General features: G+C 48.9%; 16 protein-coding genes. 5 read left to right on the forward strand and 11 right to left on the reverse strand.

The window, feature by feature from the left end:
* Positions 1-27: 27 nt before the first annotated feature.
* Both F7P81_RS10925 and F7P81_RS10930 read right to left on the reverse strand, forming a co-directional pair.
* Positions 28-1254 (reverse strand): NAD(P)/FAD-dependent oxidoreductase, encoded by a 1227-nt coding sequence (locus tag F7P81_RS10925; protein WP_116088438.1) that lies wholly within the window; start codon positions 1252-1254, stop codon positions 28-30.
* Positions 1255-1546: 292 nt separating this feature from the next.
* A complete protein-coding gene (locus tag F7P81_RS10930; RefSeq protein WP_075656816.1) occupies positions 1547-1771 on the reverse strand; it encodes a cold-shock protein in 225 nt (74 codons plus the stop codon).
* Positions 1772-2095: 324 nt separating this feature from the next.
* Here F7P81_RS10930 and F7P81_RS10935 point away from each other — a divergent pair, with 324 nt between their 5' ends.
* On the forward strand, positions 2096-3061 hold the full coding sequence (locus tag F7P81_RS10935; protein ID WP_151159529.1) for a DUF808 domain-containing protein: 966 nt from the start codon (positions 2096-2098) through the stop codon (positions 3059-3061).
* Positions 3062-3105: 44 nt separating this feature from the next.
* Here F7P81_RS10935 and F7P81_RS17100 read toward each other — a convergent pair whose 3' ends face one another.
* From F7P81_RS17100 to F7P81_RS10945, 3 genes are read right to left on the reverse strand one after another with little or no spacing between them, the layout of a single operon-like run.
* Positions 3106-3267, reverse strand: coding sequence for a hypothetical protein (locus tag F7P81_RS17100; protein WP_170265255.1), 162 nt, complete (start codon positions 3265-3267; stop codon positions 3106-3108).
* Complete coding sequence (locus F7P81_RS10940) at positions 3264-3518, reverse strand: hypothetical protein (RefSeq protein ID WP_075656814.1); 255 nt, start codon at positions 3516-3518, stop codon at positions 3264-3266. Before F7P81_RS10940 ends, F7P81_RS17100 begins: the two co-directional genes overlap by 4 nt.
* The gene (locus tag F7P81_RS10945) at positions 3518-4792 is read right to left on the reverse strand and encodes a Y-family DNA polymerase (RefSeq protein WP_151159530.1); all 1275 of its coding nucleotides are present in this window, start codon (positions 4790-4792) and stop codon (positions 3518-3520) included. The genes F7P81_RS10940 and F7P81_RS10945 overlap by 1 nt, the downstream gene beginning before the upstream one ends.
* A 225-nt stretch (positions 4793-5017) precedes the next feature.
* On the opposite strand from F7P81_RS10945, the gene F7P81_RS10950 reads away from it, so the two are divergent.
* Positions 5018-6214 (forward strand): tyrosine-type recombinase/integrase, encoded by a 1197-nt coding sequence (locus F7P81_RS10950; protein ID WP_116088440.1) that lies wholly within the window; start codon positions 5018-5020, stop codon positions 6212-6214.
* Positions 6215-6381: 167 nt separating this feature from the next.
* On the opposite strand, the gene F7P81_RS10955 is transcribed toward F7P81_RS10950, so the two are convergent.
* The 5 genes from F7P81_RS10955 to F7P81_RS10970 form a co-directional block, all read right to left on the reverse strand.
* Entirely contained in the window at positions 6382-6789 is a 408-nt protein-coding gene (locus tag F7P81_RS10955; RefSeq protein WP_151159531.1) for a hypothetical protein, read from the reverse strand.
* Positions 6790-6963: 174 nt separating this feature from the next.
* Positions 6964-7095 carry a hypothetical protein gene (locus F7P81_RS17230; protein ID WP_281348907.1) on the reverse strand — a complete coding sequence of 44 codons (132 nt, stop codon included), beginning with the start codon at positions 7093-7095 and terminating at the stop codon, positions 6964-6966.
* Positions 7096-7225: 130 nt separating this feature from the next.
* Positions 7226-8737, reverse strand: a complete 1512-nt coding sequence (locus F7P81_RS10960; RefSeq protein WP_151159532.1) for a tripartite tricarboxylate transporter permease — start codon at positions 8735-8737, stop codon at positions 7226-7228.
* A 48-nt stretch (positions 8738-8785) separates the two neighbouring features.
* A complete protein-coding gene (locus F7P81_RS10965; RefSeq protein WP_151159533.1) occupies positions 8786-9244 on the reverse strand; it encodes a tripartite tricarboxylate transporter TctB family protein in 459 nt (152 codons plus the stop codon).
* A 221-nt stretch (positions 9245-9465) separates the two neighbouring features.
* Positions 9466-10437: a Bug family tripartite tricarboxylate transporter substrate binding protein gene (locus tag F7P81_RS10970; protein ID WP_151159534.1), complete on the reverse strand. Its 972-nt coding sequence runs from the start codon at positions 10435-10437 to the stop codon at positions 9466-9468.
* 222 nt (positions 10438-10659) lie between these two features.
* Here F7P81_RS10970 and F7P81_RS10975 point away from each other — a divergent pair, with 222 nt between their 5' ends.
* From F7P81_RS10975 to F7P81_RS10985, 3 genes are read left to right on the forward strand one after another with little or no spacing between them, the layout of a single operon-like run.
* Positions 10660-11334, forward strand: coding sequence for a response regulator transcription factor (locus tag F7P81_RS10975; RefSeq protein ID WP_151159535.1), 675 nt, complete (start codon positions 10660-10662; stop codon positions 11332-11334).
* Positions 11324-12706, forward strand: coding sequence for a sensor histidine kinase (locus tag F7P81_RS10980; protein ID WP_151159536.1), 1383 nt, complete (start codon positions 11324-11326; stop codon positions 12704-12706). The genes F7P81_RS10975 and F7P81_RS10980 overlap by 11 nt, the downstream gene beginning before the upstream one ends.
* Positions 12703-13809 (forward strand): ABC transporter substrate-binding protein, encoded by a 1107-nt coding sequence (locus tag F7P81_RS10985; protein ID WP_246176101.1) that lies wholly within the window; start codon positions 12703-12705, stop codon positions 13807-13809. The genes F7P81_RS10980 and F7P81_RS10985 overlap by 4 nt, the downstream gene beginning before the upstream one ends.
* Before the next feature lie 72 nt (positions 13810-13881).
* On the opposite strand, the gene F7P81_RS10990 is transcribed toward F7P81_RS10985, so the two are convergent.
* A complete protein-coding gene (locus F7P81_RS10990) occupies positions 13882-14559 on the reverse strand; it encodes an outer membrane protein (protein WP_022709602.1) in 678 nt (225 codons plus the stop codon).
* Positions 14560-14684 lie beyond the last annotated feature (125 nt).

Raw genomic sequence — 14684 nt, forward strand, 5'->3', positions numbered from 1 at the left:
AGATGTTCCATATTTAGGAACTTTGGCTCAACGAAATTTGAATAAATTCTCGACGGGATCTGATTGTCCCTTTAATTTGGCGGAGATTATATCTGCAGCTATCTTGCTAAAAGTTATGCCGTTGCCTCCATATCCCATAACTGCAAATACGTTTTTATGATCAGGCACTTCACCGATCATCGGTATACCAAGTTTGGTATCTCCAAAGGCAGCGGCCCAACGAAATGCCGGCGTCCCAATATTTATATTCAAAAGAGTGCTGATTTTTTCCGCAATAGTGTTTGTTTTCTCAGCTAATAATTGAGGATCTTTGTATGCTTCCGGGCTTTCCGTGTCCTCACCGCCAGCAATTAGGCGGCCGTCATAACCGGTGCGGAAATATAAGTATGGATCTGAACCTTCCCAGACTAAAAAATCATTCAGCCAATGCGGTAATCTTATATTTTTCCGGCTTGCTAAAGCCCAGGTCGAAATAATTTGATGATTTTTGTTTTTTAGCGATTGTAAAAATTCGTACCCAGTACAAAAGATTACGAACTTTGCTGAATAAATTTCGCCTGCAGAAGTTGCCAGTATCACTTGGTCATTTAAAGATACAAAGTCAGTTATCTCAATATCTTGTATGATTTCTGCTCCGTGTTTTTGAACGAGCTTTAGTAAGCCAGCTGTCATTTGAGCCGGATTTGCAGATGCAGAGTATGTGCTTACAATTCCTGCAGTGCGGTTGATATTGAATTCGGTTTTTAGAGATTTTTGATCCAGATATCTGGCATCAATCTGGGCAGAGTTACGAGCTTTGGTCTCTGTCAGTAGGGCACGTTTTCCGTATTTATCACCCGCCAAATACAGCGCAGATTTGTGCTGCATCTGACAGTGAATTCCATGTTTTTTGATAAGTTTATGTAAATCGCTGACGGCATTTACAGAGCGTTGCCATATTGTTTCTGCCTGGAGTGTTCCGGTGTGCTGGACCATTTTGTGGAGAGGCAGATCAATTTCATGCTGCAACATAGCAGTACTGGCCATAGTACTCCCATGCACAGGTGTTCTTTTATCCATGATGGCAATTTTACGCTTATGACCGGTTAGTGCTTCGGCAACCAATGCACCGCTAATTCCCGCACCAACAATAATGATATCAAAGTTACGTGTTGAAGCTGTTTTTCTCGTTCTTACAGATATATGGGGTGTAGTCTGCCAGTAAGGCAGCGATACTCGGAGTTTTTTCTCAACTGTTACACCCGTCTTTTTCATATCCAGATCCTTTGTGAGTCAATCACAAGGCTAACTTTTCAAAAGTGAAATGGTTCAACATAACCTTAGGAGATTTGAACAAATGGAATACGCAGAACTGCCAATGCTCGGCATTCTGTGAGTGTTAAGGATATGCTGGCGATTTCACTCATCCTGATTATCGTTGAAGTTTTTGATCGACGATAAAGAAAAATATGGGTCAATAAAAAAGGCCAGACAAAATGTCTGACCTCTCGCGGTAATGTTTTCAACTGTGCCAGTACATCCGTGGTCAAAGTCGAGTTATACCAAATTATACAGCCTGAAGATTGGTGGCTGACATTTTGCCGGAACGGTTATCACGCTCTAAGTCGTAACCGATTTTCTGGCCTTCTGCGAGTTCACGCATGCCAGCACGCTCAACAGCTGAAATGTGAACGAACACATCTGCGCTGCCTTCATCAGGCTGAATGAAGCCGAAGCCTTTTGTAGAATTAAACCATTTAACTGTGCCAGTGGCCATAACGAACCCTTTCATAGCAATAATAGAAAACCACAGCGTATGAACGCCGTGAAAGTGATAGCGATTTTTTGAAGGAAGGTTCGTCAGAGGCGCATAGTGTGCGCTAAAAGCAAAGCTAAACAAGCAAATATCGATATCAAAAATATAGGTACTTAGCTGTCCTGTGTCAACCTTTGGTTTTTATTTTATAAAAATCTACTTTTGGTTGTTTGTTGATTCGGTAGTTGCTGGAACGATCATGTGCTAACGCCGCCGGTAAATCCCTCTTTATCAACTACTCCTAATCTTGTTTATTTTTATCGGTGAACTACTCTTATTTATTCCATTGGAGATGATGATATGAGTGGTTTGCTGGCGCTTTTAGATGATGTGGCTGCCATCGCGAAGGTAGCTGCAGCTTCTGTCGATGATATTGCTGCCAATGCAACGCGTGCCGGCACAAAAACCCTTGGTGTTATTATTGATGATGCTGCAGTAACGCCAAATTATGTTGTCGGAATAACTGCGGCTCGCGAACTTCCTATGATCGCACGAATAGCTATGGGGAGTTTGCGAAATAAGGCCTTTCTCATACCGGGCTTATTAGCATTGGATTATTATTTTCCGGTTGCAGTGACTGGGCTTCTAATGATTGGCGGTGCGTATCTTTGCTACGAAGGCGCAGAAAAAATCTGGCATAAGCTAATTCCCTCAAATTCCCACGAAGGCGGTGAGACTGATGAAGTTCAGGATCCTACAGCGCTTGAAGAAAGTCGTGTCTCAGGCGCAGTGAAGACGGATTTCATATTATCTGCCGAGATTATGACGTTAGCTCTCTCAATGATTGAATCCCGATCTTTATGGATTGAGTTAGTAACATTATGCTTGGTTGGTCTTATGGTAACACTGCTTGTGTATGGAGTCGTCGCTGTAATCGTTAAACTTGATGACTTTGGTGTGCTTCTAGCCAAAAAAGGCAGATTGTCTTGGACGCGTGCTTTTGGTCATTGGACGGTTCGTTCTGTTCCCAAATTATTGTGGCTACTGACCGTAATCGGCACCGCAGCGATGCTTTGGGTCGGTGGGAATATTTTCATTCACGGAATGCATGAATTGGGGATGCATCAGCCGAATGGATTCATAGAGTATCTGGCGACATTAGCATCAAGCAAGGTTTCAGAAGCCTTTGCTGCTGTGGCTAACTGGTTAGTGACTGCATTTTCCGATGGTATATTCGGCTTTATACTTGGTTCACTTTTAATCCCTGTTGTCGGAAAAATATTCTTTCCGACTTGGAACTTAGTGATGAACAAAACAAATCAATGAGCATTTCCATAAATTTGTTTAAGATACAGGATTGAACCGTTGGTTCATTTCGGCATGTATAATCCATCGTCCTTATGCTCGAAACAAAACCACTCTGTGCCGAAGCGACCTTTGAAGCCGTAGGCTCCCCAGTTCTTGCACCCTTTATGTAAGCAATAATGGATATAAATACCTTTGGATGTGCGGAATTTGATATCGTCGCTCATGCCAGCCCTCCGGTGAAGCCGGACATCTCATCCAGCCGAACCATGGCCATACGCATCTGACCTTTGCAGCCCCGTGCCTTGCATCGTGCGCGTTTCTCAATCTCATCCAGGTAGAGCTGTTCACGGCCTTTGGCTGTGCAGATTGTGGCCTTATTAATGTAAACAAGCCTGCTGCATTTCTTGCAGATCATTTCCAGCTTTTGAGTGTCAGATAAATCACTGACCCTGTAGTTTGTTTTCCAGTTGCCCATTAGTAGAAGTCCTCCGCAGAGGGGATGCGCACATAACTGATCTTACCGCCGACATGGCCACCCGCTGGCGGCTTCCATTCACCCATGTGAACAATCGTGCTGGAATATTTGGAATTGAGCGCATCCATAGCGCCATTGGCTCTTTCCCATTTCTGCCGCATCGCATCATCATTGTTGAAGATATCCAGCTGACGGGCATTGGCCTCGCTCAAATCCATCAGGGTAACACCGACACGGAAAATGGTTGTGCGTCTCGGCAGTTCTCTCCGTGCGCATTCCCAAAGCGCTGTATGCGCCGTCATAATGGCTTGCTCATCATTCACGGTCGGCATTTTGATCGTGCGGAACCATGAGCCGCCATCAATTGCCATCCAGAGCCACAAGCCGCTGGCATAGTATTCCTCGCGCCGCAATCGCCTGCCAGCCTTGACCAAGAGCAAACGGGCAATCTCATAGGCTCCGTTGATACTACGGCTCTCCGGCGGCAATACACGAGCATGGCCATACATGCCACGCTTCTGCGACATGGCCTGAATGTCGTAGCCGTGCAGCGCCATCCACAGCCGTTCACCATTCACACTTCGCCAGATTTTGCGCATATGTTTTGGCTGCAGATTGTAGAGCTGCTCAGTTGTGATCACTTGACTATGAGCAAGCCGCATTTTCATGCTGTGGCCAACGCCCGGAACATCTTCCAACTTCACCTTAAACAGCGGCTCCGGCATCATATGCGGGTGCCAGATTGCTAAACCATTGCCATACTGACCAACCTTCTTGCTGGCGTCCTTACCAGCTTTACAGGCCATCTTTGCCAGCTGCCGGTTGGCTGCGAAGCCGATTGAACTTGTGATGTATGGCCCGATATTCTGTCCAATTCTCTGCTTGATCTGAAGTGCCAAGCCTTCCGGATCTCTCCGCCCGCGCTCATCCAAAATGCAGGTTAACTCATCAATGCTCTTAGCCGTATCAATCGGGATAACCGTTTCAATCTCGCAGAGCAGGGCGTTATGGGCGCGGCGATACAGGTCTGGTTTCTGCCCGACCAAAATCAGGTCCGGACAGAGTGCTTTGGCATCCTTAATCTTCATGACGTTTTTGACGCCATAGGCTTTCGCTTCTTTTGAACAGGCGATTACGGCCGTACGATCTGTGCCTTCGAATGGCACAACGCCAACAGGCCGACCACGCAGGCGCTTATCGCATTGCTGTTCTACACTCGCAAAAAAGCCGTCAAAGTCGAGGTAGAGACGTTCAATTGTTTCTGGCTTACGCATGGCACAACAAATCCGTGGCGCAAACGAGTGCGCAAAAGGTCGGTAAGTTTTTAAAAATTCAATTCTGTTCTACAAATGTTCTCAATCTTAAGAAGAGTCAAGACAGATTCTAAACAGCTAATAGACGTTGTGAATTACGGGAGTAACGTCTGTTTAAGCGTCCCATATTCGAATTGATAGGCGCCTTCTGTTGCATACATTCTGCGTGTCAAATAGCGTGTAACCATGGCTTTACGAAAACGAACATTACCATCCGGGAAGAACGCCTGGCTTGCCGAGTACCGCGACGGTGAAGGCAAGCGGAGGTTTAAGCAATTCACTCGGAAAAAGGATGCCGATGACTTCCTTTTGACCGTTCGTGGTGAGGTTCGTCATGGTACGCACGTTGCTGAATCTGAAAGTGTTACTGTTCAGAAGGCTGGCGAATTATGGCTGTCTGCAGTTGATGCGCGCGGGCTTGAGCGCTCTACGGCTAATCAGTATGCGCAGCATGTAAATCTGCATATTTCTCCATTTATCGGCGCTACCAAACTTTCGAAATTAAATATCGCTGCGGTACGCGCATTCGAAGATAGATTGCGTGATGAGGGTCGTTCTCCTGCAATGGTTCGAAAGATATTGGTGAGCCTCGGCTCATTGTTGTCAGACGCACAGGATCGGGGTTTAGTTGCTCGCAATGTTGTGCGTGAAAAATCAAAAACTCGTAGTTCCGGTACGGATCGCCGTATTGAAAAACGAAAGAAAGGCAAGCTGAAGGTCGGGGTGGACATTCCAACCACAGAGGAGATCCGGTCAATCGTCATGGCACTTGAAGGCAGGTGGCGACCTTTGTTTTTGATGGCAATCTTCGCTGGGTTGCGAGCGTCTGAGTTGCGAGGCTTACGGTGGAGTGATGTTAATCTGAAGAAAGGTGAGGTGCATGTAAGCCAACGTGCAGACCGGTTTAATGAAATCGGTGCTCCCAAATCTGAGGCAGGCGAACGAACCATTCCTGTGCCACCAATTGTAATTGATGCAATGAAAGAATGGAAAAAAGAATGCCCGCACGGAGTATTAAATCTATGCTTCCCAACGGGGGCTGGAACGGTCGAAAGTTTAGCGAACATTCGTCGACGCGGCTGGGCGCCAACGCAAATTAAGGCTGGCGTTGTTCTTAACACCGGTAAACTCGATGAGGATGGGCGGCCGATATTGGAAGCAAAATATTCTGGTCTGCATAGCACGCGTCATTTCTTTGCTTCATGGCTGATCAATCGCAAAGAGGATGGCGGCCTTGGTATGCCGTTAAAAGTGGTTCAATCACGAATGGGGCATGCAACAATCAATGTTACGGCTGACGTATATGGACACCTATTCCCATCTGATAACGCAACTGACGAACTGGCATTAGCTCAAAATGCATTGCTTAGAGGTGCAACATAACGTAACATATTTATAAAATTATTGTTTAAAAACAATGATTCAAATAGGATTGAAAATCCGCGTGTCGGCGGTTCAAATCCGTCTCCGGGCACCACTCTTATTTCTCACTACTTAGCTTTGAACTTCTTTAATTACCGCTTTGTCGTTTGTTTTGGCTTTATGTGAAATCAGTGCGGTATTTTTCCGCTGAGTGATTTGTAACACGCGATCAGCTCATGCATGGCCGCTTCCGGCAGTGCAGATTTAAAATAATAAGGGCCGATTTGCAGCTTTTTTGCTGTTGAGATCAGTTTGATCCAGTCCGCTTCCCCGTTCAGCTCAACCGTTAATGTACCGGCGAGGGGCATGACTTCGGCTTTGATTTCGCGATCATTGATAAAAACCGGATAGCGGCCGGTATTTTCCGGAAATTCCTGAACGACTGACAGCATAGCCGATAAACGCGGTTGTTTCTGGTCCGGTGTTGCTTTGACAACCACCATTGAAAACTCGCTCTGCTCTGTGCCTTTCAGAGAGATAAAACAGGAGCATTGTGCTGTTTGCAACGTCCATGCTTCTATCTGCTTTTCAGACAAAGCATGATCTCCGTCTTCTGCGCTGCACATTTCCGGTTCTGGCGGTTTGGGAACCGAAAAATATAATGTCCACAGAATGATGACGGAGAATGTTGAGAGCATCACTTATCCGAAAATATCCCGCTGATGTGTTTGAAGCGGCAGGAACACTTCAAGCTGTCAGCAGCAGCGTAATCAACGCAATTGCGGCAGAGGAATAACCGCCCAATAATATTCTCTGCGCAATTTTCCTGTACTGACCGACAGGGCAATAAGCATCGCGACAACAATCGGAATAACGATAAACACAATATCAGTCAGTGACATGAGATACTCTTCAAAGGATTTGCAATTGCCGGAGCAAGCCAATCCGTAACATAAAAAAATGACAAAGCCTTATGAAAATGAAGAGGGGGAGCAAATCTGCTCCCCCTCTTGTTGTTCTGTGGCTGCGTAATCAGGCGACTTCGGCAGCAAGGCGTTTTTTCTGGCGTGCCCTGCGGGCAAGTACCGCCGGAATAATTGCCACGGCTGCGGCCAGTATCCAGAGGATCAGCGAGATTTTACTCTGGAACAGGATGGAGATATCTCCGCCGCTGATGGCCAGTGCATTGCGCAGATTCACTTCCATCATATTGCCGAGCACAAAGCCCAGAATAATCGGCGCCATATCGAAGCCCGCTTTACGCAGCAGCCAGCCGACCATGCCGATGGCAAGCATCAGCAGCACTGCAAAGACAGATGCATGACTGGAATAGACACCGATAATTGAGAGGATGAGGATACCCGGTACCAGAATCCAGTTCGGCAGTGTTAGAAGACGCGCAAATATATTGACGAGCGGCAGGTTGAGTAACAGCAGCAGAATATTGCCGATGAACAGGGAAGCAATCAGACCGCCTACAATTTCAGGGCGTTCGGCAATCAGCATCGGGCCCGGCTGAATATTATAGAGCATCAACGCACCGAGCATAACGGCAGTGGTGCCTGATCCCGGTACACCCAGCGTCAGCATTGGCACAAAGGCACCGCAGGCTGTTGCATTATTCGCCGCTTCCGGTGCCGCAAGGCCGCGGACATCGCCTTTGCCGAAAGTACCTTCCGTGTCGGAGATACGTTTTTCAGTTGTATAGGAAACAGCACTGGAAACGGATGCGCCGGTGCCGGGCAAAACGCCGACGATGAAGCCGATGAAAGAACCGCGCAATGTTGCGCCGGTTGAGCGCACAACATCACTCCAGCGGGCAAACATACGTCCCATATTGCGGATAACAGTATGGCCTTTAGCCTGATTTTCCAGAATGAGTAATGCTTCGGAGATCGAGAAAAGACCAATCACCAGCACAACAAATTCAATACCATCGCCGAGTTCGGGTTCATTGAAGGTGAAGCGATAGGCGCCGGAGGTTGCATCGAGACCGACGGTTGCCAGCATCAGGCCGATCACACAGCCGATCAGTGTTTTGGCAGGTTGTGAGCCGACCATGGAACCGAGTGTGGCAAAGGCAAACACCATCAGTACAAAATATTCGGCCGGACCAAAGCCGATCGCAATACCGGATAGCAGTGGCGCAAAAAGTGCCAACCCTGTTGCGCCGATCATGCCGCCGACGAATGAGGCCAGTCCGGACAGCATCAGCGCTTCACCGGCACGTCCCTGACGCGCCATCGGATTTCCGTCCAGCGCAGTCATCACCGCACCGGCATCACCCGGGACATTGAGCAGGATTGAGGAAATACGACCACCATATTCGGCACCGCAATAAATGGCTGCCAGCAGGATCATCGTGCTTTCCGGCGGCAGACCCATTGTATAGGCAATCGGCAGCAGCAGAGCGATGCCGTTTATGGGGCCGATGGCGGGCAGGGCGCCGACCATTGTGCCGATAAAAGCGCCGATCAGGCCGATGAGAAGATTTTGAGTTGTCAGGGCAACGGCAAAACCGTTCCAGAGATAATCAAGATTCATTTGAGAAATTCCTTTCGGCGGAAAAATGGCCGGCTGAGATACGGCCAATCAGCCAAAAACAATGCCCTTGGGCAGATAGACTTCGAGCAAATAGGAAAACACAAACCACCAAAGCAGGGCTTGTACTGCGCCACCTGCCAGTGCGAATTTCAGCGGTGCGCCAAACAGGGCTGCAATTACGGTAACGATGAAGAAAACGGTCAGCAGAAACCCCGCGGTTTCAAGCATGAGCACGGCCACAACCAGTGTCAGGGGCACGGCCAGCACCCGCAGCAATGTGGCTCCGCGCGGAAACTCTTCAGCCTCACCCGGATTTCTGAGATAAAAGAAACATAGCAGCCCGAGAATGACTGCCAGCATCACCGGCACGACCCTCGGTCCGAGCGGATCTGAAGCAAAAGCATAGTCAATGCGACTGCCGCCGATGCCGTAAACCACGGCCAGCACCAGAAAACAGGCCGCATAAATAAGTCCTGTACGTTTTGAATTGACTGAGTTTTCGTACATAAATTGCCTCCTGCATCGCCGCCGGTAAGGCGGTTGCCGCATAATTTGTTCATGGCCTTGCGAAAATGCTGCTGCATATCCGGACACAGCCAGAGAAGTTTAGAAGTGAAACAGATTGGTCCTGCAATACCGGCAAAAGCTCAGGATGCGGGATCAGTCAGGGTGCGGAGCCGCTATGCAGGCGGCACGGAATGGAGGCCGCGCCACCCGCAAGGTTGCGTTTACATACCTGCTTCTTTGGCCAGTGTTTTAAAGCGTGCTACGTCAGCTTTAACCTGATCGTCAAAAGCCTGCCCGATCTGGGTATAGGCATAAAGGCCGCGGGCTTCACGCTCCTGAGCAAATTCCGGTGTTTCTGCCATTTTGGCAAAAGCATCGACCCACCATTTATAATCGGCGTCGGAAACATCTTTGCCGACATAGTAACCGCGCCAGACCGGCCAGTCGATTTCAACGCCCTGTTCGCGGGCAGTTGCAACATCTTTAAGATCACCCGGCAGACGCTCTGGTGCCATCACCGCAAGAATACGCACTTTGCCTGCGGCATGATGCTTTGACATTTCCGCAGCATCACCGGCGCCGACTTTGACATGGCCGCCTTCCAGAGCAGTCAGAACTGCGCCGCCGCCTTCAAGCGCGACATAGCGCATTTGTTTCGGATCCTGACCGGCATTTTTGGCCAGCAGGGAACCCTTCATCCAGTCCTGCGATCCGACCGCACCGCCGCCGGCAATGGCAAAGTCAGAAGGATTTTCCTTATAGGCTGCAATCAGTTCCTGAAGGTTTTTGTAAGGGGAATCTGCCGCCACAACCAGCACGCCGTAATCTGTGCCGAGAGCACCAAGCCAGCGGACGGCACTTTCATCATATTTACCAAATTTGCCCTGTGCGATCAGCAGCGCCGAGCCGGTGGAGGCTGCTGCGATCATATTATTATCGGCTGCGCGTTTGCCGATGACATGATTATAAGCAACTGCGCCGACGCCGCCTTCCATATAGGTGACAGCCATTGGTTTATTGATTGTTTTTGTCGCCAGCAGTGCATTTGCTGCCAGACGGCAGGTCAGATCAAAACCGCCGCCTGGCTTCGCCCCCGCGAGACATTCCGGTTTTGACGGTTCGGCCTGAGCACTTGCTCCCGCAGTGAAAGCCACTCCGGCAACGGCCAATGCACCGATAAATAGATGTTTCATATGCGCTCCCTCTCATCCGCTCTGCTGGCGGTTCCTCGCAATATCTGAACGACAACCGGCAGTTTTACATCGCGGTGTGAAGACCGCAGTAACCGGCATCACAGACATTCCTCCCAGTCTGTGATCGGGCGAAACTTCCATATGAACCTGTCATGAGACTGTCACCGAAAATAGATTTTCTCGTTCTTGTGCGCTGCGCTTTTCTCATGTTAACTCGGTATTATGCGCATTCTTTTGGTGGAAGACACAACTGACGTCGGGGAGGCAATCAGCCAGCGCCTGCAAAAAACCGGTCACCTGATTGACTGGCAAACAGACGGCGCTGTGGCTGCAGAAATTCTCGGCTTTACCGAATATGATCTGGTTATTCTCGACGTTATGCTGCCCGGCATGAACGGTTTCGAGATACTGAAACATATCCGTAAGACCGGTAATATGACACCGGTGCTGATTTTGACGGCGCGCTCCGAGGTTGAAGACCGTGTTGGTGCGCTGGATATCGGCGCGGATGATTATCTGGTGAAACCTTTTGATTTTCGTGAGCTTGAAGCGCGTATCAGGGTGCTGTTACGTCGTAAAAATGGCGGCGCCACCAATCTTATCACCTGCGGTGACCTTATTCTTGATCGGCAAAGCCGTTCGGTCTCGGTGGGTACAAAAGAAATTCAGCTGAAAAGGCGTGAAATCGCAATATTGGAATTGCTGCTCTCAAGGCCGGGGCGGTTGTTCAGTAAGGGTGAGCTGATGGATCATCTCTACGGTTTTGATGAAGAGGTAAACAGCAATGCTGTTGAGCTTTATATCAGCCGTCTGAGAAAAAAGATCGAGGGCGCGCGCGTCAGGATCATTACACAGCGTGGCATCGGCTACCAGATGGTCGCAGATAATGGCACGTGAGCATTCGCTTTTTGGCAGGTTGGTTCTGCGGGTCACGATTATTCTGACTATCGGCGCGGCCTTGCTTATCACCGCTGCATGGTATTACGGGCGCAGCGCTGCCAGCCAGACCTATGACCGGTTGTTGCTCGGTGCTGCTTTGCAAATGGCCGGCAGCCTGTCCATCGAGGATGGCAAGCTGAATGCCAGTCTGCCGGTTTCGGCCTTTGAATTGCTGGGATTCTCACAGGAAGACCGTATTTTTTACCGCCTGATTGATACGGAAGGGCAAACCCTGACAGGTTATCGCGATCTGGCCGGTTATATTGATTATACTGCGGCGCGGACAGGGCCGGTTTTTCTCAATGATGTTTATCGTGACACGCCTGTGCGTCTCGTGGTTGTTTCCCGTGTTTTGTCGGATCCGCCTTTATCCGGATGGGCATATGTGCTGGTGGCGCAAACAACCGAAGCCAGAAATGCGCTGACACAGGAGATTACCAGTCGTGCGATTTTACTCGTTATTCTGATGAGTTTTCTGGCATTGATCGCCGGAATTCTGGCAATACGTTATTCGCTGCAACCCGTGGCGGCGCTTGGCAGCGCGCTGCATAAACGCGATCCGCAGGATCTGACCCCGCTTGATCTTGATATACCGACCGAGATGAAGCCGTTTATCGGTTCGATCAATCATTTTATGAACCGGCTCGACCAGAGGGTGATGCTGCTGCAGCGCTTTATTGCTGATGCGGCACATCAGATACGCACGCCGCTGACAGCTTTGGCAGCGCAGGCGGATATGCTGGAAACCGAAACCCTACCTGCAAATGCACAACATTCCCTGCAGCGTATGCGCGTTCGTATCACGGAATTATCAAGACTGACGGGGCAGTTGCTCAATCATGCCATGGTCATTCACAGGGCAGGGACAGTACATCTGGAAAAGACAGATCTGGTTATTGTTGCCAGACAGGCTTTCCGCATGGCTGTGCCGGTGACAGTTAACCCTGATATTGTGGTGTCATTTGAGGCTGCGCAAAAGCAAGTGTCGGTAGCGGGGGATATTGTCAGTCTGCGCGAGGCAATTGCCAATATTATCGACAATGCCTTGCGCCATGGCAGCAAGGCTGAACTTGCGGTCAGGGTTTCCGCAGAAAACAACCGTGCTCTGGTGGAGGTTTCCGATGACGGGGAGGGTATCCCGCCTGAAAAATGGCCTCATGTTGTTGAGCGCTTCATGACATCGAAGCCGCATGAGGGTAATTCCGGTCTGGGTTTTGCCATCGCTTCGGAAGTCGCAACTGCCCATAGTGGTCTGATCCGCTTCAGGGAGAAAACCACGCATAGCAATTTCTGTGTCATTCTGGATATTCCGCTGGGGCAGGACACATGATGAACAAAGATCAGGCCGTGAGATTATCTGTGCTGGCCGTTTGGTTTGTGACTGGTTTTGCATCTCCTGTCAGCGCTTCCGAGGGGACATTCAGTCTGTTTCCTGCCCTGAAACCAGAAACAGAGCGCCTGCAAATCAGCGGAGCGATGGATACAGCTGCGATTGCGCCTTTAATCAGGGACTTTCAAAAGCAAAGACCGGATATAGCTGTCGCCTATAATGATCGTGTAACCAATGATCTTTACGAGGATGCGGATGCGGCCTGTATGGCTAAAACATCTTTTGCTGATGTTATTTTATCATCCTCTGTCGATCATCTGGTCAAACTCGCCAATGACGGATGCGCCCGATCCTATCAGTCGCAATATACGGTCAATGTTCCTGAGTGGACGCAGTGGCGCAATGAAGTTTACGGCTTCACTTTTGAACCGGCCGTTCTGGTCTATAACAGCGATTATGTGGTACCGGATGAAATGGCCGCAACACATGGCGAACTGGCTGATCTGCTGCGCAGGAAAAATGATTATTATTTCCGCCGTGTCGGAACCTATGATTTGCGGACATCCGGCATAGGCTATTTGCTTGCTTTTCTTGATGCGCAGCAGGCATCCGCGACCTACGGGCGGTTGTTGGAAAGTATGAGCCGGACAGAGAGCGCATTATATTGCTGCAATAATGATGTGCTCAGCAGGCTGGAAAGCGGCGAACTCTATATCGGCTATAATATTCTGGGCTCTTATGCCTATGCCGCGCAAAAGCGGAATCCCAAATTACGCATAACGATGATGCGGGATTATACGCATATTCTCAGCAGGGGTGTCTTGCTGCCGCGTTACGCAAAAAACTACCGCCTCGGGGAAAGTTTTCTGGATTATCTGCTTTCACCGCAAGGGAAGGCGGTTGCTTTGCAGGAAGGGATTTCATTTCCGTGGGATGGTGTGCCGCCGTCAGACATTAATGCACCGGGATCTTTGCTGACATCGGGCATTGGCAGGCCGATACGGATCGGACCTTCCTTGCTGGCGGCGCAGGATCAGATGCGCAGACAGCGTTTTATCGGTGACTGGCAGGGCGCAATGCTGCCAGCCTCGCTGGAGCCGTGAGGGTTGCAGAATAATAAATCTCCGGAATATTGCCTGAGTATTCCGGAGATGCTGTTTTAAGAACTGGGGGGCTTAGAATTTATAGGCTATACCCAGCCGTATATTATTGGTGGTGAGTTTTGCTTCCACCAGATCATTATCGTCGATGCCTTTTTTGCCATAGTCGCTGTAGCGATATTCCGCACGCAGCAACAGATTATTGGTCAGCGCATAATCAACACCCGCGCCGAGTGTGAAGCCGACATTGGTATTGGATGTTGTGCCGAGATCGGTGTTTCCGGTTGTCAGATTATGTTTAATACCTGCAAAAGCCACACCACCGGCGACATAAGGCAGCCAGCGTTCGTAGTTGATACCAAAACGGGCGCGGAGCGCGCCTTCCCATTCAACGCGACTGTTCCAGACATAATTACGTGTACCGATGAGAATATCGCTATCTTTGCTCAAATCAGAATAATTAATGTCGCCTTCAAGGCCGAATAAATAAGCATTTGAAAACTCCCAGTTATAACCGGCATAAAGACCGCCCATAAAGCCGTTTGAGTTTGCAGACAGATCGCTATTATAGCCGTATAGCTTTGTCTTCGCCCAATTATACCCGACCTGACCGCCGATATAGGCACCACCCCAGATTGAGGATTCATCATAGGCAGGTGCTTCAGGGCTATTGTAAACGACATCAGCCGCATGAGAAATATTGATATTTGAAATAAAAAACGCAGCAGTTAAAAGTAAAAATTTATTTTTCACGCAATGACTCCTTATGAAAGCATGAGCCATAATCATATTTTCAAGTTAATCAAAATAATGTAGTAAAAATACAACTCAAATTGTTGATTTAATTTGATTATTATAGAGCAATAAATTCAATGTTT

The organism is Pseudochrobactrum saccharolyticum, from assembly GCF_008801715.1.
GTDB lineage: Bacteria > Pseudomonadota > Alphaproteobacteria > Rhizobiales > Rhizobiaceae > Pseudochrobactrum > Pseudochrobactrum saccharolyticum.

Coding starts and splice junctions, on each gene's coding strand:
- F7P81_RS10965 (WP_151159533.1), bottom strand. CDS start 9,244: ATGTACGAAAACTCAGTCAATTCAAAACGTACAGGACTTATTTATGCG.
- F7P81_RS10945 (WP_151159530.1), bottom strand. CDS start 4,792: ATGCGTAAGCCAGAAACAATTGAACGTCTCTACCTCGACTTTGACGGC.
- F7P81_RS10980 (WP_151159536.1), top strand. CDS start 11,324: ATGGCACGTGAGCATTCGCTTTTTGGCAGGTTGGTTCTGCGGGTCACG.
- F7P81_RS10970 (WP_151159534.1), bottom strand. CDS start 10,437: ATGAAACATCTATTTATCGGTGCATTGGCCGTTGCCGGAGTGGCTTTC.
- F7P81_RS10975 (WP_151159535.1), top strand. CDS start 10,660: ATGCGCATTCTTTTGGTGGAAGACACAACTGACGTCGGGGAGGCAATC.
- F7P81_RS17100 (WP_170265255.1), bottom strand. CDS start 3,267: ATGAGCGACGATATCAAATTCCGCACATCCAAAGGTATTTATATCCAT.
- F7P81_RS10985 (WP_246176101.1), top strand. CDS start 12,703: ATGATGAACAAAGATCAGGCCGTGAGATTATCTGTGCTGGCCGTTTGG.
- F7P81_RS10925 (WP_116088438.1), bottom strand. CDS start 1,254: ATGAAAAAGACGGGTGTAACAGTTGAGAAAAAACTCCGAGTATCGCTG.
- F7P81_RS10960 (WP_151159532.1), bottom strand. CDS start 8,737: ATGAATCTTGATTATCTCTGGAACGGTTTTGCCGTTGCCCTGACAACT.
- F7P81_RS10950 (WP_116088440.1), top strand. CDS start 5,018: ATGGCTTTACGAAAACGAACATTACCATCCGGGAAGAACGCCTGGCTT.
- F7P81_RS17230 (WP_281348907.1), bottom strand. CDS start 7,095: ATGTCACTGACTGATATTGTGTTTATCGTTATTCCGATTGTTGTCGCG.
- F7P81_RS10930 (WP_075656816.1), bottom strand. CDS start 1,771: ATGAAAGGGTTCGTTATGGCCACTGGCACAGTTAAATGGTTTAATTCT.
- F7P81_RS10940 (WP_075656814.1), bottom strand. CDS start 3,518: ATGGGCAACTGGAAAACAAACTACAGGGTCAGTGATTTATCTGACACT.
- F7P81_RS10935 (WP_151159529.1), top strand. CDS start 2,096: ATGAGTGGTTTGCTGGCGCTTTTAGATGATGTGGCTGCCATCGCGAAG.